The sequence below is a fragment of the Nonomuraea sp. NPDC049400 genome (assembly GCF_044466425.1).
Lineage (GTDB): Bacteria > Actinomycetota > Actinomycetes > Streptosporangiales > Streptosporangiaceae > Nonomuraea.
In genome coordinates this window covers 152,975-171,156 of the sequence record NZ_JBITMP010000008.1, presented here as the reverse complement: position 1 = coordinate 171,156, position 18,182 = coordinate 152,975, and the positions used below count along the sequence as shown (strand labels likewise).

The 18,182-nt window shown below is 70.1% G+C and carries 20 protein-coding genes and 1 pseudogene; 15 read left to right on the top strand and 6 right to left on the bottom strand.

Going from position 1 to position 18,182, the window contains the following annotated elements:
* Positions 1–18 precede the first annotated feature (18 nt).
* The 6 genes from ACIBVN_RS14475 (at position 19) to ACIBVN_RS14450 (ending at position 5,706) form a co-directional block, all read left to right on the top strand.
* A complete protein-coding gene (locus ACIBVN_RS14475) occupies positions 19–822 on the top strand; it encodes an SAM-dependent methyltransferase (protein WP_397136292.1) in 804 nt (267 codons plus the stop codon).
* A gap of 20 nt (positions 823–842) precedes the next feature.
* On the top strand, positions 843–2,270 hold the full coding sequence (locus ACIBVN_RS14470) for a leucine-rich repeat domain-containing protein (RefSeq protein WP_397136290.1): 1,428 nt from the start codon (positions 843–845) through the stop codon (positions 2,268–2,270).
* A 43-nt stretch (positions 2,271–2,313) separates the two neighbouring features.
* Positions 2,314–2,946: a TetR/AcrR family transcriptional regulator gene (locus tag ACIBVN_RS14465; protein ID WP_397136288.1), complete on the top strand. Its 633-nt coding sequence runs from the start codon at positions 2,314–2,316 to the stop codon at positions 2,944–2,946.
* Positions 2,947–2,948: 2 nt separating this feature from the next.
* A complete protein-coding gene (locus ACIBVN_RS14460; RefSeq protein ID WP_397136286.1) occupies positions 2,949–3,386 on the top strand; it encodes an acyl-CoA thioesterase in 438 nt (145 codons plus the stop codon).
* Positions 3,380–3,751, top strand: coding sequence for a hypothetical protein (locus ACIBVN_RS14455; RefSeq protein ID WP_397136284.1), 372 nt, complete (start codon positions 3,380–3,382; stop codon positions 3,749–3,751). The genes ACIBVN_RS14460 and ACIBVN_RS14455 overlap by 7 nt, the downstream gene beginning before the upstream one ends.
* A gap of 176 nt (positions 3,752–3,927) precedes the next feature.
* Positions 3,928–5,706, top strand: coding sequence for an ABC transporter ATP-binding protein (locus tag ACIBVN_RS14450; protein ID WP_397136282.1), 1,779 nt, complete (start codon positions 3,928–3,930; stop codon positions 5,704–5,706).
* Here ACIBVN_RS14450 and ACIBVN_RS14445 read toward each other — a convergent pair.
* Genes ACIBVN_RS14445 through ACIBVN_RS14435 form a run of 3 tightly spaced genes read right to left on the bottom strand, consistent with a single transcriptional unit; the run spans position 5,701 to position 10,041 of the window.
* Entirely contained in the window at positions 5,701–7,635 is a 1,935-nt protein-coding gene (locus ACIBVN_RS14445; RefSeq protein ID WP_397136280.1) for a hypothetical protein, read from the bottom strand. The genes ACIBVN_RS14450 and ACIBVN_RS14445 overlap by 6 nt on opposite strands.
* Positions 7,623–8,624 (bottom strand): hypothetical protein, encoded by a 1,002-nt coding sequence (locus tag ACIBVN_RS14440; protein ID WP_397136278.1) that lies wholly within the window; start codon positions 8,622–8,624, stop codon positions 7,623–7,625. The genes ACIBVN_RS14445 and ACIBVN_RS14440 overlap by 13 nt, the downstream gene beginning before the upstream one ends.
* On the bottom strand, positions 8,611–10,041 hold the full coding sequence (locus ACIBVN_RS14435) for a hypothetical protein (protein ID WP_397136276.1): 1,431 nt from the start codon (positions 10,039–10,041) through the stop codon (positions 8,611–8,613). The genes ACIBVN_RS14440 and ACIBVN_RS14435 overlap by 14 nt, the downstream gene beginning before the upstream one ends.
* Before the next feature lie 309 nt (positions 10,042–10,350).
* Between ACIBVN_RS14435 and ACIBVN_RS14430 the strand changes: the two genes are divergently transcribed.
* The 3 genes from ACIBVN_RS14430 to ACIBVN_RS14420 are packed head-to-tail and all read left to right on the top strand — an operon-like array spanning position 10,351 to position 13,849.
* Positions 10,351–11,649: a DUF4407 domain-containing protein gene (locus ACIBVN_RS14430; protein WP_397136274.1), complete on the top strand. Its 1,299-nt coding sequence runs from the start codon at positions 10,351–10,353 to the stop codon at positions 11,647–11,649.
* Positions 11,639–13,177 carry a serine/threonine-protein kinase gene (locus tag ACIBVN_RS14425; RefSeq protein ID WP_397136272.1) on the top strand — a complete coding sequence of 513 codons (1,539 nt, stop codon included), beginning with the start codon at positions 11,639–11,641 and terminating at the stop codon, positions 13,175–13,177. Before ACIBVN_RS14430 ends, ACIBVN_RS14425 begins: the two co-directional genes overlap by 11 nt.
* A 54-nt stretch (positions 13,178–13,231) precedes the next feature.
* Positions 13,232–13,849: a TetR/AcrR family transcriptional regulator gene (locus ACIBVN_RS14420; RefSeq protein WP_397136270.1), complete on the top strand. Its 618-nt coding sequence runs from the start codon at positions 13,232–13,234 to the stop codon at positions 13,847–13,849.
* On the opposite strand, the gene ACIBVN_RS14415 is transcribed toward ACIBVN_RS14420, so the two are convergent.
* A complete protein-coding gene (locus tag ACIBVN_RS14415; protein ID WP_397136623.1) occupies positions 13,821–14,597 on the bottom strand; it encodes a helix-turn-helix domain-containing protein in 777 nt (258 codons plus the stop codon). The two genes, ACIBVN_RS14420 and ACIBVN_RS14415, sit on opposite strands and share 29 nt — an antisense overlap.
* 6 nt (positions 14,598–14,603) lie before the next feature.
* On the opposite strand from ACIBVN_RS14415, the gene ACIBVN_RS14410 reads away from it, so the two are divergent.
* A complete protein-coding gene (locus ACIBVN_RS14410; protein WP_397136268.1) occupies positions 14,604–14,975 on the top strand; it encodes a hypothetical protein in 372 nt (123 codons plus the stop codon).
* Positions 14,976–15,041: 66 nt separating this feature from the next.
* On the opposite strand, the gene ACIBVN_RS14405 is transcribed toward ACIBVN_RS14410, so the two are convergent.
* Positions 15,042–15,701: a helix-turn-helix domain-containing protein gene (locus tag ACIBVN_RS14405; protein ID WP_397136266.1), complete on the bottom strand. Its 660-nt coding sequence runs from the start codon at positions 15,699–15,701 to the stop codon at positions 15,042–15,044.
* Between the two features lie 260 nt (positions 15,702–15,961).
* Here ACIBVN_RS14405 and ACIBVN_RS14400 point away from each other — a divergent pair, with 260 nt between their 5' ends.
* The 5 genes and pseudogenes from ACIBVN_RS14400 to ACIBVN_RS14380 all read left to right on the top strand — a co-directional run bounded on the left by ACIBVN_RS14400 (position 15,962) and on the right by ACIBVN_RS14380 (position 17,719).
* Entirely contained in the window at positions 15,962–16,423 is a 462-nt protein-coding gene (locus tag ACIBVN_RS14400; protein WP_397136264.1) for a CHASE3 domain-containing protein, read from the top strand.
* Positions 16,363–17,016, top strand: a complete 654-nt coding sequence (locus ACIBVN_RS14395) for a sensor histidine kinase (RefSeq protein WP_397136262.1) — start codon at positions 16,363–16,365, stop codon at positions 17,014–17,016. Before ACIBVN_RS14400 ends, ACIBVN_RS14395 begins: the two co-directional genes overlap by 61 nt.
* A 43-nt stretch (positions 17,017–17,059) precedes the next feature.
* Positions 17,060–17,206: a hypothetical protein gene (locus ACIBVN_RS14390; protein ID WP_397136260.1), complete on the top strand. Its 147-nt coding sequence runs from the start codon at positions 17,060–17,062 to the stop codon at positions 17,204–17,206.
* A 12-nt stretch (positions 17,207–17,218) separates the two neighbouring features.
* A pseudogene (locus ACIBVN_RS14385) lies at positions 17,219–17,383 on the top strand (DNA-binding response regulator); the annotation flags it as partial.
* Positions 17,375–17,719: a LuxR C-terminal-related transcriptional regulator gene (locus ACIBVN_RS14380; protein WP_397136621.1), complete on the top strand. Its 345-nt coding sequence runs from the start codon at positions 17,375–17,377 to the stop codon at positions 17,717–17,719. The pseudogene ACIBVN_RS14385 and the gene ACIBVN_RS14380, both read left to right, overlap by 9 nt.
* Here ACIBVN_RS14380 and ACIBVN_RS14375 read toward each other — a convergent pair.
* Positions 17,716–18,081 (bottom strand): response regulator transcription factor, encoded by a 366-nt coding sequence (locus ACIBVN_RS14375; protein WP_397136258.1) that lies wholly within the window; start codon positions 18,079–18,081, stop codon positions 17,716–17,718. The genes ACIBVN_RS14380 and ACIBVN_RS14375 overlap by 4 nt on opposite strands.
* Between the last annotated feature and the right edge of the window lie 101 nt (positions 18,082–18,182).

Here is an 18,182-nt window from a genome sequence, read left to right as displayed (position 1 = left end):
GCGAGAAAGGACCGTCCGGTGGCGGACAACTTGGACGCATGGAAGGCCAGCATCGACACGACCAGGCCCAGCATCGCCAGGGCTTATGACGTTGTCCTGAACGGAAAGGACAACTTCGAGGTCGACCGCGCCTTCGTCGCCGAGATCGTGAAGGTCGTCCCCGAGATCTACGACGTGGCGACCTACAACCGGGAGATCCTCGGCCGAGGTGTGCGGTTCATGTGCGCCGAAGGGGTCAGCCAGTTCATCGATCTCGGCTCGGGTCTGCCGACCGTCGAGAACACCCACCACGTGGCGCAGCGGGCGAACCCGCAGGCGAGGGTGGTGTACGTCGACAACGACCCGATGGTGCTGGCACACGGGCGGGCGCTGCTGGCGGAGAACGAGAACACCTCGGTCGTCACCTCCGACCTGCGCGACCCCAAGGCGATCCTCGCCGACCCGGCGGTTCGCAAGCTCATCGACTTCGACCAGCCGGTGGGCGTGATGCTGGTCGGCATCCTGCATCACCTGCACGACGACGAGGACCCCAAGGGGATCGTCGAGGCGTACATGGAGGCGGTGCCGCCGGGCAGCCATCTGTTCCTCACGCACTTCTGCGACTCCAGCCAGGAGGCCAGGGACGCGGAGAAGAAGTTCCTCGCGCTGCTCGGCACCGGACGGTTCCGGACCCCGGAGGAGATCACCGCGTTCTTCGACGGCTACGAGCTGCTGGAGCCGGGCGTCGTGCCGCTGCCGCTGTGGCGGCCGGACGGGCCGGTGCCGAGCCACCTGAGCGTGGGCCAGCGGCTCATGTACGGCGGCATCGCCCGCAAGGGATAGTTGCTGGGAGCTTCACCGCCATGATGTCCCCAACCGGCGAATCACCTCAACTGGCCGTACTCCGCGGGCTGCTGCGCGAGGAGAAGCCGCCCTCACCGTCCCGCGCCTGGCGGGCGATACGTGAGCTGGTTCTCATGGATCACGGCATCGGCACCACGGCCGCCACCGAACTCGCCGCCGACTTCGCCGTGATAGCGGAACCGCCTACGGACAGGCTGCTCAAACTCTGGCCGGCTGTCACAAACTGCGGCCAATTCGCCCGCCTCCTCCTCGCTCCCGCCTTCGCTCGAGAGCGCCGCACAGAGCTCGACCTCGGCAGGAAACACCCTCTGGAGGGCGTGGGCCACCTGACGACGCTCCTCCGCTTACGCATCTCGCGCCATAAGGACATCACGGACCTGGACGAGATCGCCGCCCTCAGCGACCTCACCCACCTCGATCTCGACCAATGCCCTGCGATCTCCGACCTGGACGCGCTCGCCGGCCTCACCAAGCTGACCACCCTCGACCTGAGCGGTTGCCGCGCGGTCACCGACCTCGCCCCGCTCAAGGCGCTCACCGGCCTCGAAGAGCTCAATCTGTCCAGGACCGGCATCAGTCATCTCGCCGACCTCGCCGAGCTCAGCGCTCTCACCGAGCTGAACGTCTCCCACTGCCTCCAGCTGGAAGACCTCGAAGGGCTCAGCGGCAAACCGGCCTTGACCACCCTGAAGGTCGACGGATGCCCCCGGCTCACGTCCCTGCAGGGCCTCGGCACCCATCCCGGGATCACCCGCCTCGACCTGAGTGGCTGCGACGGACTCACCGACCTGCGCGGGATCACCGGTCTCACCGGACTGGAGGTGCTCGTGATCCGCAACTGCGCCGGCCTCGCCTCGCTCGCCGGCGTCGAGCAGCTGCCGTCGCTGCGATGGCTCTCGATCGTCGACAGCCCCAGTGTGCGCGACCTCTCACCTCTCTCCGCCGCGCCCGCGCTGCGTGAGCTCCTCCTGTCCGGGCTGCCCCTCGCCGACGCCTCCTCCCTCCCGCGCTCGGCGTCGCTGAACGAGCTCACCATCCGCTACTGCGACGAGCTGGAGACCCTCGACGGACTCGACGGCCTGCCCGCCCTGTCCGGGCTGTGGCTGGACGGATGCCGCGCGCTGCGCACGCCGGGAACCGGTCACGACCTCCCGGCCTTGCGCCGGCTGACCCTGTGGGGCAGCCCCGCGCTGGAAGACCTCGGCGGCATAGCCGACCTTCCGGCACTCGCCGATCTGTCGTTGATGAGACTCCCGGACGACCTCCCGCCCGAGGGGCTGCTCGGCCGGGCCCCGTTCGAGGTGATCCGCAGCCATCGCGACCACGATCCCTCCTGGCAGGCCGCCATTTCTCAGGCGCTCGGCAAGAAGGTGCGGATGGTCAACGGCTGGCTCGAAGTCCTCGACGAACCGCTGGACACTGCCTGAGCCCATATATACAAACGATCGGTCGTTAATATAGTTTGGCTCCATGACGAACGACGGCCGGCGGCTGCGCGGGTTGCGCAGCCGCGAGGCGATCCTGGAGCAGGCGGTGGGCCTGGCTTCCGTCGAGGGGCTGGACGGGCTCTCCCTGGGACGGCTGGCGACGGCGACCGGCACCAGCAAGTCCGGGTTCTTCGCCCACTGGCGCGACAAGGAGCAACTGCAGCTCGACGCCGTGGAATGGGCCGCCCGCCAGTGGGTCGAGCAGGTGGTGGCGCCCGCCCTGCAGGCCCCCGCCGGCGTGCGGCGGCTGTTCGCGCTGCACGAGGCGCGGCTGAGGTTCTACGACGAGGGCGTGCTGCCCGGGGGGTGCTTCTTCTTCACCGTGCAGGCCGAGTTCCACGACCGTCCTGGGGCCGTGCGCGACCGCGTCGCGCGTGCCATGGGCGAGTGGCAGGAGTTCCTCCGGGGGCAAGCGGCCGAGGCCGTGGCGCTGGGCGAACTGACCGAGGGCGTGGATGTGGCCCAGCTCGCGTACGAGATCGACGCGCTCGGCGAGATGGTCGTCGTCCACTCCCGCCTGCACGATGGGCCGGCCTCCCTCGTCCACGCCCGCCGCGCGGTCCTGCAACGGCTGCGCGCGCTCTGTCCTGACCCTGCGCTGCTCCCGGAGAACTGATCATGACTGAAGGCGGCGTCTACGAGCCGGTCCAGGTGCATTTCGACGATCTCGACGCCATGGGCCTGCTGCACAACTCCCGGTACTCCTTGCTGGTCGAGCGGGCGATCGGCGCGTACTGGCAGCGACTCGGCTGGGCGCACGACCCGGTGCGGTCGGCGTTCAAGGACGTGTTCCTGGCCGTGCGCGAGTTCAAGGTGACCTACCACGCGCCCATCGCCGGGGCGGGCGAGCCGCTGGTGCACTTCTGGATCGACCGCCTCGGCCGCACCAGCGGCGTCTACGGCTTCCGCGTGCTGTCGGCCGATCAGGCGGTGGTGCACGCCGAGGGCTACCGGGTCAACGTCAACCTGGACCCGGCCACGTTGCGGCCTGCGCCGTTCAGCGACGAACTGCGTACCGCCGCCGAGCCGCTGCTCCGCACGGCCGCGGCATGTTGAGGTCCCGCTGGATCGCCGGCCCGGCGGCCGGAGATCCGGGACCGCTGGTGGCCGCTCTGACGGACTACCGCATGAATCGGCTACTCGACCTGCCCGGCATCCTCCGGCATGGCCGGTCACTGAGCCGTCTGTGGCCGCAACTGCCCGGTGCGGTGGGCATGTGGCTCTGGGTGGACGTCGTCGGACGCCGGTGCGGCTCGCTGTCGGTGTGGCGTGGCGAAGAGGATCTCCAAGCGTTCGTACGGCTGCGCGCACACGTGCAGATCATGCGCGCATACCGCCACCGGGGCACGCTCCGATCCCGCACCTGGCAGATCGACACCCTGGACCAGGCCACCTTGTGGCGCTCTCTCGCCCCGGCGTGACGAAGTCGCCTTGACGCCCCGGCTCCGGTAGCCGGGGCGGCAGGAAAATCGTTCGCTCCCCCTGCACGCGCTGCGGCACCATGGCCACGGTGGGTGTCGGCACACGGGGAGGGGGAGGGGCTGTGCTCGGATCACTCGGGGACTCCAGAGGCGGTCCATCAAAACGAAAATCGGCGGTGCTGCTGGCACTGCGCTACTACTGCGGTGAGCTGGTGCGCCAGCGGCGGATCGCGGTGCCCACGCTGATTCTGCCCGCGATGGGGAACATCTGCCTGTTCTACCTGGCGCCGCTGGCGGTGGCCGGGCTCGTGGGGCATCTGTCCGGCGGCGGGGACGGCTCCGTCGCCGCGCTGCTGCCTTATGTGCTCGGCTTCGGCGCGGTGCTGCTGGCGGGCGAGGCGCTGTGGCGGGTGGGGCTGCACTTCCTGAACCGTACGGACGCCCGGGGCATCGAGCGGCTCGGCGTGGTGGGCATGGACGCGCTGCTGGCCAAGGACGCCGCGTTCTTCCACGACAACTTCGCCGGTTCGCTGACCAAGCGGGTGCTGTCGTTCTCCGGCAGCTTCGAGTCCTTCGTCGACACGCTCACATTCTCGATCATGGCCAAGCTGGTGCCGCTGGCCTTCGCCTCGGTGGTGCTGTGGCGCTACCACCCGCTGCTGGTCCTCGTTCTCGTGGGCCTCATCATCGTCACCGGCTTCCTCGTCGCCCCGCTCATTCGCCGTCGCCAGGAGCTGGTCGACAAGCGCGAGGCGGCCAAGGTCCGGGTGTCGGGCCACGTCGCCGACGTGCTGGCCAACATGGAGACGGTCCGCTCGTTCGCCGCCGAGGACCGCGAGGCCACCGAGCACCGGGCCAGGGTCGCCGAGCAGCGCAAGCTGACGCTGCGTTCCTGGGACTACAGCAACCTCCGGGTGGACACCGTCGTCGCTCCGCTGTCGGTGCTCACCAGTGCCGTGGGCCTGCTCCTCGCCGTGGCGCTCCGAGGCGGCCTGGGGGTGGAGGCCATCGTGGTGACCTTCACCTACTACACCAACACGATCAGCATCATGTTCGAGTTCAACCAGATCTACCGGCGCATGGAGAGCGTGCTCACCGAGGCCGCCCAGTTCACCGAACTGCTCCTCGTGCCGCCGACCGTGGTGGACCCGGCCGACCCGCAGCCGCTGCGCCCGGCCGACGCGAGCGTGCGCTTCGAGCGGGTGAGGTTCGCGCACGACAATGGCCCGCCCCTGTTCGATGGCCTGGACCTGCACGTTCCCAGCGGCACCAAGATCGGGCTGGTCGGCCAGTCGGGCGGCGGCAAGACCACCCTCACCCGGCTGTTGCTGCGGCTCATGGACGTCGACGGAGGGCGGATCCTGATAGGCGGCCAGGACATCACCCGGCTGCGCCAGGCCGACCTGCGCAGCCTGGTCGCCTACGTCCCCCAGGAACCCGCCATGTTCCACCGGTCGGTGCGTGACAACATCGCGTTCGCCCGCCCGGGCGCCACCGATGCCGAGATCCTCCAGGCGGCGCGGGCGGCGCACGTCACGGAGTTCGCCGAGTCCCTGCCGAACGGCTTCGACACCTTGGTCGGCGAGCGTGGCGTCAAGCTCTCCGGCGGCCAGCGGCAACGCCTCGCCCTGGCGCGCGCCATCCTGCGCGACGCCCCGATCCTGCTGCTGGACGAGGCGACCAGCGCCCTCGACTCCGAGAGCGAGCTCCTCGTCCAGGAAGCCTTGTGGCACTTGATGCAGGACCGCACGGCGCTCGTGGTCGCGCACCGCCTGAGCACCGTCGTCCGCATGGACCGGCTGGTCGTGCTCAACCGGGGACAGATCGTGGAGCAGGGCACCCACGGTGAGCTGCTCGAGGCCCAGGGTCCCTACGCCCGGCTCTGGCACCACCAGTCCGGTGGCTTCCTGGTTGACGACGACGCCCCGGACGCGGTCATCGGGCGGGGGTCATAGCCACAGGCGCACGGAGAGGGCCGCCAGGAGGATGATGATCGAGGTGGCGATGAGGACCTTCCCGAGGGTGGAGACCGGCTTCAGCCTGCTCAGACCGGGACGCCTGCGATACCACGGCTTCCGGCCGTGGCCGTCGTCCTCGGGGGCGGTCATGCGGTCGAGGCCGGCCTTGACGCTGTTGGCGACGGGCGTCCCGGCCAGGCCCAGTCCGCGCACCGCGCCGCCCGCCAGCGTGTGCAGCATGGCCGAGGCCGTTCCGGCGGCGCTCACGGCCACCATCGCGAGCAGGAAGGTCTGGGGAGGGCGGTCCAGGTCCGCGAGGATCTCCTCGATGTCGGCCGAGGTGAGCAGCCGGCGATGGCTCACCCAGAGCACATCCTGGTAGTAGAGGATGCTCTCCTCGGCGGCGCAGATGGAGCTGATCGCCTCGATGAGATAGCGGTGTCGCGTCAGCCCGTACTTGACGGCCTCCATGGCCCGTGGATCGGTGGGCACCGCGCGGCGGTCCGCCTCGGCGACGACGATGTCCAGCACCTTGCGGTTGCGGGACCGGACGGCGACGTGGAACAACTCGTCCTCCGACATGCCGTCCAGGATCTTGTGCAGGTGCTGGGGTCCCTGCAGGTTCGCGATGAGCAACCGGCCCGAGGGAGCGCTCCGCGGCAGGAGCCGGCTCAGCGCGGCGAGCAGCGCCGGCGGGAGGTCGGGCTCCGATCGGCGCGAGCCGCCCAGATCGACCAGCATCTCCTCGACGTCGGCCGCGTGCATCGGCGAGGCGTACAGCAGCCGTAGCAGGATCTCGAAGAAGTTCCGCACGACGGCCGAATCGGCCAGCCTTTCTGGCGGTCGGATGGGGTTCGCCCTGATGAACACCCGGTAGGTCTTGCGGTCCCGGTCCGGCACCCGTTCGCGAGCCCGCTGCGCCAGCTGCGCGTTGAGCACGCCGAGCCGCTGCTCCTCGGCGTTCGCGATGCTCTCACGGCACTGGTGCAGCAGGTGCTCCACCGAGGGTTTCGGCGGGCGTACGACGGCGGCGTGCTGGTCGGGCGCGGTCGCGAGCCGAGTGGGGGTACGGCCGCGGAGCAGCCTGGACGCCGCCGCGCGGTGGGACACGTTGTCGAAGTCGCGCGGCTCCGCCAGGGTGGCGAGCCACCTCATCAGCTCGCAGAGGTCGTCGCCCTGATAGCGCTCCAGTTCCTTTTCGTAGAACAGCGCCTGGGGCGGGTACGACTCCGCCGGCTCACCGGCCTCCCAGGGCAGCTCCCACGTCCCGTGGGTGGGCGACACCTCGGCGAAGGACAGGCGGATCCGGTGCCTGGAGGCGCTGTTGGTCCACGTCGAGACCGCGAGCGTGTGGCGGAACCCGTACGGAAGCAGCGCCGCGACGGCGTCGAGGAAGTCCAGCCGCCGGTCCATGGACAGATGGCCGGCCCGCACCACGCAGACGGGCCGCCCGGTGAGCAGGAGCGCCGCCGCCCGCCGGGCCGTGCCGTTCACCTCACCGGCGAGATGACGCTCGTCGTACGCCGCGAGGGAGAGCTGGAAGGGCCGGTCGCCGGAGAATTCCCCCTCCCGCAGCGCCTCGTACAGGGCCCGGTACGACACCCTGGACGGCTCGGAGACGACGTCCGCCCAGCGCACGCAGACGTAGTGCGTCATCGCGTACGGGCGTTGGAAGCCGTCCTGGGATTTCGGCTCGGTCTGCAGGGACAGCCCCAGCCAGGGCTCGCCGTCAGGGCCGGTGGCGAAGTAGCTGGTCGCCACCCGGGGGAGGGCCTTGGGCTCCATGGTGCCGGAGGTGAACGCCTTGAGCCACATGCCGAAGTCGGCGTTGCTGATCGCGCCCGTGCTGCAGCCGATCACGCTGTAGTCGTCCAGGCTCTCCGGGGTCTTGCCGAGAATCGCCCAGTGGGCGGTCAGTCCTCCCATCGGCTGCTCCTCATCGCGCCGGGCCGGAGCATGCGGCCGAGCCAGATCACGGGCTCCATCACGTTCAGGGGGCGGACGGCCCCCCGGATCGTCAGCCCGCCGTTCGCGTTGTCGATGACGTTGAGAAAGTCGTCAGGGTCGAAACGGCCGAAATCCTCATCGATAAACAGGCCCACCGAAGACGTTACGAAGTACCTGATGCGGTCCTCGTGGAAGAACGCCTCGATCAGGTCGAGGATCATCTCCGCGTTGTGGTCCTGGGCCTCCCGGCACAGCAGCCGGAAGAAGTCGCGGACCCGAGCTTCGGGCACACGGGGGATCCGCAGCTCATCGGTGGGATCCCGTTCCGTGTACCCCTCTTCCATCGCGACTCTCAGCACCCTGGGATCGTCGTACTTGGTGATGCAGACCGCGATGTGGTGGGGCAGCTTGCCGTCCTCGTACTCGTCCCCGACGAGCATCCGCCCGGCGACCTCGTGCAGTGCGGCGTCCAGGTGTTTGAAGGCGTCGCCCACCCGGGCCTCCCGGTCCGGGTCGAACATGTAAATCAGCCCGCGGCTCTTGACCAGGCTGTCGACCAGCGCCTTTTTGTCGATGTTCGTCTCGGACTCGGCGTACAGGTCGCCGCGCAGGTCCAGGAAGTCCAGCTTGACCTTCGGCGCCTTCGTCACGTGCGTGGTCCACGGCCTCCACCATCGTCTGCGCGGCGCCTCCGCCGGGCCGATGATCATCCAGCTGTAGTGGGTCAGCGCCTCGGTCGGGGCCGGGAACGTGCGCGCCTGCAGCAGCGTGTTGCGGAGCTTCGCGAGTTCTGTCCGGGACACCGGGTTCTCCCCGATGAGCCGCCAGCCCGCGTCGGGGGCCTTGTTCAGTGCGATGCTCAGCGCCGCCAGGAAGGCGGTCTTGCCGCTGCCCGAAGCCCCCCACATCGCGATGTCGGGATCGCGACCGCGCTCAGGATCGCCGGGGGCGGAGTCAGTGTCGACCACCGATGTCCTCATTCTGGGAGACGAAGGGAAGGGAAAGCGCGGCGGCGGGCTCGCTCGCCAGGCCGAGCCGGAAGACGAGTTCTTCCGCGTTCACCGCATCCACCTGGAACAGCGCGGCAGAGCCGAGCCGATGCCAGGGGGAGGAGGGGGCGGGCGGGCTGTCGCAGATGGCCGCGCTCCTCAGCTCGAGGCGCTGCTCCAGGTCGTGCAGCAGCGCCAGCCAGTCGTGCCGCGAGGGGCAGGGGGGCACGCGGTCGAAGCCGGACCGCGGGGGATGCGGCGGGCGCGCCCCGATGGTGAGCAGCGCCGTCCGCGGGTTGCCCTGCTGGGAGAGCAGCCGGGCGTGCACCTCCGCGAGCACGTCCTCGAGCAGGGCGGCGTTCGGGTAAGTCGGTGCGGTGGGCTGCAGGGACTCCAGGGCGGCCCGTGCCTGCGCCGTGGAGGCGGACCAGACGGCCAATCTCGGCCGCGTGCGGTCCGCGTGCCTGGTGCCGAACACGTGGGTGCCGTATCCCACGACGGACACCTCGAGCTGCTGGAGGTCGAGACGGCGTTCGGCGAGAAGGTCGATGACGTAGCCGGCCCAGTGGCAGCGGGCCTCGAACTCCGCCATGGTCCCCGCCGTCTCTATGGCGCACACCAGGTGCGCGGGCCGCGGCGCGGGTCCCAGCCGGTCCGGCAGCGCGGCCACCACCTCCGCCCACGGGCGCGTGTCCGGCTGGAGGCCGGGGACCTCGGGGAAGCGGACGACGCCGGGCCGTTCCAGCACCGCCCGCAGCACATGCCGTCCTGGCGGCAGCGGCGCGTGCTCCACCGACACCAGCTCCGACGGCTCGAGCAGGCCTGACCAGGCGGAGACCGCGAGCAACATGCCGGTAGGCGCGGTGCAGGTGACGGTCACCTGGGCCTCGTCCCCGGGCTTCGCGCCGGAGCCGAAGAGCCGCCGTCCCACCAGCTCGAGCCGGCCGTCGTCCGCGCGCTTGCGGGCCACGATCAGGTCGTACGCATGACGCAGGGGCGCGCCGGCGACCAGCTCGGCGAGCAACTGCCCGACCTTGACCCCGGGCGCCTCGACGACCTGGGCCGATGGGCGCCGTTGTCGCAGCGCGCGCAAGGCCGCCTCCTGTTCGGGCCCGTCGGCGGAGCGCACCACCAGCACCGGGTCCTCCTCGTCGGCGGAGATCAGATCGCCGGCGATCCGGAGCACCGCGTCGAAGACCTCATCGCCAGAGGCGGTCAAGGTGGACCACTTGGCGGCGGCTCTGCGCGTGTCGTACGGCGTGCCGACCTCGTCGACGCGGACCTCGAAGATCCGTATCCCGGCGGCGTCGATCTCGGCGACGGCCAGCCGTTCCCTGAACGAGTCGATCAGATCGGTGAGAGCGGCGCGCAACCCGCCCTCTGCGAAATGGTTCAAAGAATCTCCCGCCAGATTCGAACGTTTATTCGTTGTAAACCCCGGTTTGACATAATTGGCGGGACGTATGGCGATAAAGGCGGATTGTCAATTCTTTGTCCGATTTCTGGTGGTTTGTGATCGCTCTTTGCTCCTTGGGGAAGCGGCGGGCTGCCGGGCATAGTCTCTTGCGATAAATCAAGATTGCCGGTTGTTTATGGTAGTCAGTGGATTACTCACGGGGTAGGGCGTACAGCGCCCTGTCCCTTCTCCCCGGAGCCGCGCGTGGTCGGTAGATGGTTGATCGTATTGTCAGGTGCCCGTCCGGATGTGCTCGAGCAGTGCAGGGGGGAGCGCGCCAGGTTTCACGGCCTGGGTGGCGCCATCCTGACCACGGCCTGCATCGCCGCCATCTCCATGACATTCGCGCTCGCCTCTGCGCTCAAGGTGTTCCTGCCGGTCGCCGTCCTGATCGGTCTCGTCTGGGGTGTGGCGATCCTGAGCCTGGACCGGTGGCTCGTCACGTCCCTGCCGGTCCAGGGCGGGCGGCGCTTCTGGCTCGCCCTGCCCCGGGTGCTCCTCGCGCTGCTGCTGGGCGCCGTCATCTCCACGCCGCTGGTCCTGCAGATCTTCAAGCCCGAGATCGATGCCGAGATCGTCGACATCCAGCAGGAGAAGGCCGACGCGTTCACCCGCACGCAGCAGGGTGGCGAGACCGGTCGGCGCATAGCGGCGCTGCAGAAGTCCGCGGTGGCGCTGCAAGCTGTGATCGCCTCCCGCGGGGAGACGGCTCTCGATCCGGCGGCCGATCCCCGGATCCAGGAGCTGAACAAGTCGCGCGATCAGGCGGTGAAGCAGCGGGACAAGTTCTACCAGGAATGGCAGTGCCAGCTGTACGTCGGGCCGCCCAAATGCGCGAAGAAGGGGTCCGGGCCTCTTGCGAAGGCGGCGGAGGAGGCGTACAGAGCCGCCCGCGACCGGGTGAATGAGATCAACCAGCAGATCGAGCAGCGCAAGAAGCAACTCAGCAGCACTCAAGAGGCCGGAAAGGCGAGCAGGCTGGCCCAGGCGGAGCAGGACCTGCGCGGTGTGCAGGCGGAGCTGGACAAGCTGACCAAGCAGCAGGCGGGGCTCCGGGACGGCTTCGCCGCCGAGATCACGGGGTCCGACGGCCTGATGCTGCGGCTGGAGGCGCTCGGCAGGGTGTCGCAGGACAACGCGACCCTCAACATGGCCAGGCTCTTGCTGTTCCTGTTCATCCTGCTCATCGAGTGTCTGCCGGTCCTCGTCAAGCTGATGCAGCGGCCTGGTAGTTACGACACGATCGTGGCCGCGCTGGAGAAGCAGGAGATCGAGACGGCCATCGACAAGATCTACAAGGCGGACAGGCAGCCGCGGCGGGCCGCCTGGGGAGAGGGCACGACCCGGCCGTACATCGCGGACGAACCCCGTACTGAAGTTTTCCACCAATCCGGCACGCCGTCCTCGCCCCCGCGGGCGGAGCACAACGAGCCCAGGAGTTTCGAGGACGACGCACTTCGCAATCTCCGCGACAACCGCGCTTCGCGGCCGGCGGGCACCGGTCACGGCCGGCGCACTGAGCACGCCGGACTGAACGATGATTGGTGACCGCATCGCCGGCCGGTTCGTCATTGAGGCGCAACTGGGCGCCGGCGGCATGGGACGGGTCTGGCGCGGCCGGGACTGCAAGCTCGACCGCGTGGTGGCCCTCAAGCAGGTACGCGCGGACGTCGGGCGACTGCCAGAGCTGAAGAAACGGGCCAAAGTGGAGGCGCAGGCGCTGGCCCGGATCGACCACCCGGGCATCGTCCGGGTCCTCGACGTGCTCGACGTCCCGGACGGCCCGTGGATCGTGATGGACTACGTGCGGGGCGACGCGCTCAGCGCGCTCATCAAGAGGGAAATCCTGTCCGAGCCCGCCGTGGCGCGGATCGGCGCCCAGGCGCTCGACGCGCTCGCCGCCGCTCATGCGGTGGGGGTGTTCCACCGCGATGTGAAACCGGACAACATCCTGATCACCGCTGCCAAGCAGGTCGTCCTGGTGGACTTCGGGATCGCCGCCATCGAGGGCCACGAGCGCATCACCATGCTCGGTCAGGTGGTCGGCACCCCGGACTTCACCGCCCCTGAGCGGTTACGAGGCGAGCCGGCAAGTGAGGCGTCCGATCTCTGGTCGCTCGGCGCCACCCTCTACACGGCCCTGGAGGGACGTCCCCCCTTCCACGGGAGCTCCGACCAGGCCACCAGGCTCGCCATCCTCGCTCTCCCGCCGCACCCCATGATCCGCACGAGCAGCCTCAAATCGACGATCAACCGGCTGCTGGTCAGGAGCCCGGACAACCGGATGAAGGCCGGTGAACTGGCGCGGGAACTGGAACAGGTCGCCAGGGCCAATCCCGGGTCGGGGCCCCGAGGGACATCGCAGGGCCACTCCACCACGGGACCGCCCCCGCCCCCGCCCCCGCCTCCGCCCCCGCCTCCGCCTCCGCGAGTGAATGGGGCGTATGGGGCCGGGGGGATGAGCGGCGGCGTCTCCGGAGGGAGCCGGAGCCGTGGCCGAGTCGGGAACGGCGCGGGCACGGATGGGGGCGTGGCGGCGCAACGAGTGCGCCGGGCGCTCGCCGGCGCCGCCGCCGCGGAAAGAGGCTCGATGGTCCTCGCGCTGCCCGCCGGCGAGGCGGCGGTGCTCCTCTCCCAGCAGTGGCAGTTGTTCACGACCGCCGCAGTGGAGGAGATGTGCCGCCAGCCGGCGAAGAGCGCGAAGATCCTGGGAATGCTGCTCCCCAGCCGCGTGGGCAGGCTGCTGGACCAGGTGCGTGACCCGGACCTCGTGGCCGGGGTCGTACTCGCGATGGACACCCACCACCGCGGACGCGTGCTCGGCCATATGCACGACCGGCACTCCGCGGCGGCCATCGAGGCGATGGCCGCCATCGATCTCCGGCAGGCCGGTCTCGCGGTCGCCGCGATGCCGGAGGGTCCCGCCGGTCAGGCGCTGAGCCGCCTTCCGCCCGCCACGATCGCCGGGCTCCTCGCGCATTGCCCGCGTTCCGGCCGCGACCGGCTGCTGCCCCCGCTGCCGTCCGCGACCCGGGAGGCCGTTGAACGGAAACCAGCGGGCGGGCACGACGGTTAACAGACGTTGCGCTACGACCGTAGTGCAACGTCTGTCCCTCATACAATGGCGGGCATGGACACGACCACCCCGGCCCAAGGTGGCGCCCGCAGCCGCAACCGGCGGGGCCAGGGCGAACTGCTGCGCGAGGAGATCGTCGCCGCCGCGCTCCGCCTGCTCGACGAACTCGCCGACGACCAGGCGCTGTCACTGCGCGCCGTGGCACGCGAGATCGGCATCGCGGCGACGTCCGTCTACATCCACTTCGCCGACCGGGACGCCCTCGTGTTCGCGGCCATGGAACGCTGTCACAGCGATCTCATCAACGCCATCGACCAGGCGGAAGGCGCGTCCGACGGCCCGGTGGCCAAGCTGCGCGCCCGGGTGCTCCTCCAGGGGCAGTGGGCCTACCAGCACGCGGGGCTGTACAAGGTCCTCCACGAGAGCACGCTCAACCAGCGGATGGAGATGCCGTTCAAGAAGGTGCTCGGCGAGCGCACCGCGGCGGCGATCCAGCGCTGCATGGACGCCGGGCTCGCCCCGGCGGGCGACGTCGCCACGGTCGCGCTGGACCTGAGGGCGGCCGTCCACGGCGCCGTCTCGATGCGCCTCAACCAGCCGGACCTGGTGCTGCCGCCGCTGGAGGAGCAGGTGGACCGGTTCCTCACCAAGCTGGTCGGCGTCTCGCTCTGACCGCTGCGCCGGCGTGACCGGGCGCGTCGATGGCCGCTTTGAGCGATCGGGGAGTGCGGCCGACCATCCGGCGGGCCAGGCGGGTCAGGTGGGGCTGATCGGCGAAGCCCGCGACGTGGGCCGCCGTCGCGGGCGGATGCTCGGCCAGGTGGGCGACGGCGGTCCTGAGCCTGGCCCACTGCCTGAGCCGGGCCAGGGGAACACCCACCGCCGACCTGGCCAGGGCGCGTAGGCGGGACGTCGAAAGGCCCACCTCGGCGGCCAGGTCCGCCAGGCGTACGGGCTCGGCGAGGTGGTTGAGCGCGTGCTCCATCCGCTGGTCCAGGACGGGTGGGCCGCCGAGGAGAGGCGTCAGCTCGGCGCGCAGGCTCGGCAGGTCGGCGTCATGGTGCAGGCGGGCCGCGTCCAGCAGGCGCCGTACGGTCGCCTGCTCCAGCGACAGCGGACCGGCGGCGCCGTGCCAAGGATCGCCGCGCCAAGCGTCGAGGAAAACCGCCACGTACGGCCCTGAGGTGAGACAGACGTGGGCCAGCTGCGGCGGGACGATCAGTCCAGCGGCTCGCAGCGGCGCGTGCCCTTTGCGGCGGACTTCGGCGTGGCCGTGCTGGGACAGCACCACCTTCCACGCGGGATGCGCGTGATGGGTGACGGCCGCGGCCCGGTCCTCGGCGAACACGGTCAGGCCCGGGGTGAGGACGAGCCCTCGCCCGAAACGTTCAAGACCGTGGGCACTGTCCGATCCGACCATCACTTCATGGACGTTATCGCAACGCTCGCTCTCGCCGGTCTGCTGCTCGTTTCGGGGGTGACGCACTGGGTGTTCCCGGCCTACTACCGCACGCTGGTGCCGGGATGGGTGCCCTTGCCGGGGCCGGTGGTGGCGGTCACGGGAGGGTTCGACGTGCTCGCCGGGCTGCTCACGGCGGTGCCGGCCACGCGGACGATCGGTGCCGCCGGGGCCGCCGTACTGATCAGCGGATACCTGATCTCGCACGTGGACGCGCTCGTTCACGCCAGGCGGGACGATCCCAGCCCGCTGCGGCGCCCCGCGGGTGCGATCGCCCGGATCCTGGTCAACCTCGGCTACATCGCCTGGGCCGTCGCCGTCGCGGCGGCCTCTCGCTGACCCTCCGCCAGCGATCGGGGCCGGTGCCGCTGAACGGGTCGCCGGCCGGCAGGTCATCAGCCACTGTCAGGTTTCACGTCTCCCATGGGTGGGCGCTTCAGGCGGCGGGAGGGTGAGGACCGCGCGGACGGCGGCCTTGAGGCGTTCACGGCTGTCGGCTCCGATCACGGGCCGGCCGTCTGTGGTGGGCTCGCTCAATGCCCGGCGGAACACGGCGGTCGGCAGGTCGACCACGCACATCGTCACCACCTCGACGCTCGCCCCGTCGGCTCGGCCCCACAGCGCCCGCGACAGGCGGGTCAGCAGCGCCACCAACCGCTTGTCCAGGGCGAACATCTGCTCGGCCAGCTCCTGCGGCACCTGGGGGCCGAGCAGCTGGTCCCGGCGCACCGTCACGAGCATCCGGGCCGCGGCGGGGCGGCGGTCGGCGAACACCGCGGGTGCGCTTGCCGCCGCCACCACTGCCTCGACCGCCGACTCGCGGTCGCCCCCATGCACCGCGTCGATGAGCTCGACCTGCAGATCCAGGAAGTCTGCCGCCGCCCTGAGCCACAGCCGCCCGAGCAGCACCGGCAGCGATCCGAACGCGTGGTAGATCGCGCCGTTAGACACCCCGGAGGCCGCCGCCAGCCCTCGCACCGTGAACCGCTCAGGACCGCCGTCGGCCACCAGCTGCTCGGCGACGTCCAGCAACCGATCGAGATCATGGATTCGAGGGCGAGCCATGGTCGCCATAATAACAGAACATGCGCTCCAAAAATGCATGCTCGCGACCCGCTCATAACGGCCGGTCCGCTGAGACCCGGCCACCGCACCGCGCCTGCCGGCTCGGGATGACGGCCGCCGGCTGGGTCCCATGGCACCCGCCTCATGAGGAGACATGACACTCAGTGACCGGCCTTATGGGTGGGCGATAGACTTTCAGCAGAGGCTTGGGCCGGGCAGGGGGAGTAGGCCCAGGCCGGCTACGCGGACCGGGAGCTGGCGTGGGTAGCGGCCTGACCCAGCGCGCGGTGGCCGCGGGGATCGTGCTCGCGCTGGTCGTCGGGGCCACTTTCGTGATGCTGCTCTACTCGATGGCCGACATGCGCCGTTCGCAGCTCCGGGCCGGGCACTCCACCCAGGTCCTGGTGGTCGCCAACCGGCTCGAACGCCGGATCATGGACATGGAGACGGGCCTGCGCGGATTCGCCTTCACGGGTCAGGAGCGCTTCCTGCAGCCGTGGCGGGAGGCCCTCGCGGCATACCCCGGGGAGGTCGGCAGGCTGGAGAGGCTGGTCGCCGACGATCCCGCGCAGCGGGCTCGCACGCAGCGGATCGTGACCGCGGGCACCTCGTACATCGACGACTACGGGAGATCGGCCTGCTGCAGCGCAGCTTCAACACGATGGCGGCCACCCTCGCCCGTAACCGGGAGGAACTGGCCGCCTCGCGGTCGCGTATCGTGACAGCCGCCGACCAGGCCCGCCGGCGCATCGAACGCGATCTGCACGACGGCATCCAGCAGCGGCTGGTCTCGCTCGCCCTCGAGGTCCGCACCGCCCAGACCGCGCTGCCGCAGGAGCGGACAGAGCTCGGCGAGCAGCTGAACCGGCTGGCCGACGGGCTGAGGGAGGCCGTGGACGAGCTGCGCGAGATCTCCCGCGGCATCCACCCGGCGATCCTGAGCCGAGCCGGGCTGGCCCCGGCGCTGAAGGCGCTCGCCCGTCGCAGCCCGGTCCCGGTCGAGCTGGACCTGAACGTGCCCACCCGGCTGCCGGAACCGGTCGAAGTGGCCGCGTACTACGTGGTTTGCGAGGCGCTGGCGAACACCGCCAAGCACGCCCGCGCGACGCTCGCGACGGTGCAGGCAGCGGCCCGGGACGGGGTCCTGCACCTCGAGATACGCGACGACGGCGCGGGCGGCGCGACCGCCGGCGAAGGGTCGGGGCTGGTCGGAGTCAACGATCGGGTCGAGGCGCTCGGCGGGAGCATGACCATCACCAGCCCGCCCGCCCAGGGCACGACCCTCGTCGTCGATCTTCCAGTCGGCGGTCAATAGGGCGTCGTGGAATCCTCGCAGCTCAGGCGGGCAGGGGAGGTTCGTGAACGCAAGCGCGACGCGGGTGGCGCTGGCCGACGACGACGTCCTGCTGCGTGAGGGGCTCGCGAGCCTGCTCACGAGCTCGGGGTTCGAGGTCGTCGGCCAGGCGGGGGACGCGCCGGGGCTCCTCGCTCTGGTCCGCGAGTGAAAGCCGGACCTCGTCGTCGTGGACATCCGCATGCCTCCCGGACACGAGACGGAGGGCCTCGAGGCGGCCCGGGTCATTCAGGAGGAGTCGCCCGGGACGGGCATCCTGCTGCTGTCGGCGCATGTCGAGGTCGAGCAGGCGATGGAGCTGCTCGCCGCCGGGCACCGGGTGGGCTACCTGCTCAAGAGCCGGGTGATCGACGTGGGCGACTTCGTCGAGACGCTACGGCGCATCACGCAGGGCGGCTCGGTCGTCGATCCGTGCCTTGTCCAGGAGCTCATCGCGGCACGCCGCAGGGACGACCCGTTGCAGACCCTCACCGAACGGGAGCGGGAGGTCCTGTCCTTGATGGCGGAGGGCCGCTCGAACGCCGGGATCGCCCATCGGCTGTGGATCACCGAGGGCACCGTCGAGAAGCATGTGCGCAGCATCATGGCCAGGATGCGGCTGCCGGAGACCGAAGACGATCACAGGCGCGTGCTCGCCGTGCTCACCTTTCTCGAGTCCCGCTAGGCGACGCCGAGGGCCTGGTGGATGGTGCGCGCGGAGAGCTCAGACTTCGGCAGGAACGCGGTCGCGGGGCTCTCGTCGATCAAATCGGCGAAATCGCTCTCGTCGTACGCCGAGATGAGGATGACGCTCGCCCGGCTGCCGTCCCGCCGCTCCAGCAGGCGCTGCGCCACGTCGAAGCCACTCTCGCCGCCGAGGTCGATGTCGACCAGCGCGATGTCCGGGCGCAGCTCTTCGTACCGCGCCAGCGCATCGGCGCCCGTCGACGCCACGCCGACGACGTCGATCCCCTCCCGCTCCAGCAGCTGGCTCGCCGCCTGGAGGAAGTGATCGTTGTCATCGACGATCAGACAACACAGACCCACACGCTCAGGATCTCAGCAGGGGGCCTCCCGCACATTGCAGCTAGCTGGAATCTCCGGAGTTCTAGGGTCAGGAGACTCCCGTGACCGACTTCTTGGGCTTC

Coding starts and splice junctions, on each gene's coding strand:
- ACIBVN_RS14420 (WP_397136270.1), top strand. CDS start 13,232: ATGGACACGACCACCCCGGCCCAAGGTGGCGCCCGCAGCCGCAACCGG.
- ACIBVN_RS14410 (WP_397136268.1), top strand. CDS start 14,604: ATGGACGTTATCGCAACGCTCGCTCTCGCCGGTCTGCTGCTCGTTTCG.
- ACIBVN_RS14425 (WP_397136272.1), top strand. CDS start 11,639: ATGATTGGTGACCGCATCGCCGGCCGGTTCGTCATTGAGGCGCAACTG.
- ACIBVN_RS14405 (WP_397136266.1), bottom strand. CDS start 15,701: ATGGCTCGCCCTCGAATCCATGATCTCGATCGGTTGCTGGACGTCGCC.
- ACIBVN_RS14395 (WP_397136262.1), top strand. CDS start 16,363: ATGGCGGCCACCCTCGCCCGTAACCGGGAGGAACTGGCCGCCTCGCGG.
- ACIBVN_RS14415 (WP_397136623.1), bottom strand. CDS start 14,597: ATGGTCGGATCGGACAGTGCCCACGGTCTTGAACGTTTCGGGCGAGGG.
- ACIBVN_RS14460 (WP_397136286.1), top strand. CDS start 2,949: ATGACTGAAGGCGGCGTCTACGAGCCGGTCCAGGTGCATTTCGACGAT.
- ACIBVN_RS14470 (WP_397136290.1), top strand. CDS start 843: ATGATGTCCCCAACCGGCGAATCACCTCAACTGGCCGTACTCCGCGGG.
- ACIBVN_RS14445 (WP_397136280.1), bottom strand. CDS start 7,635: ATGGGAGGACTGACCGCCCACTGGGCGATTCTCGGCAAGACCCCGGAG.
- ACIBVN_RS14465 (WP_397136288.1), top strand. CDS start 2,314: ATGACGAACGACGGCCGGCGGCTGCGCGGGTTGCGCAGCCGCGAGGCG.
- ACIBVN_RS14455 (WP_397136284.1), top strand. CDS start 3,380: ATGTTGAGGTCCCGCTGGATCGCCGGCCCGGCGGCCGGAGATCCGGGA.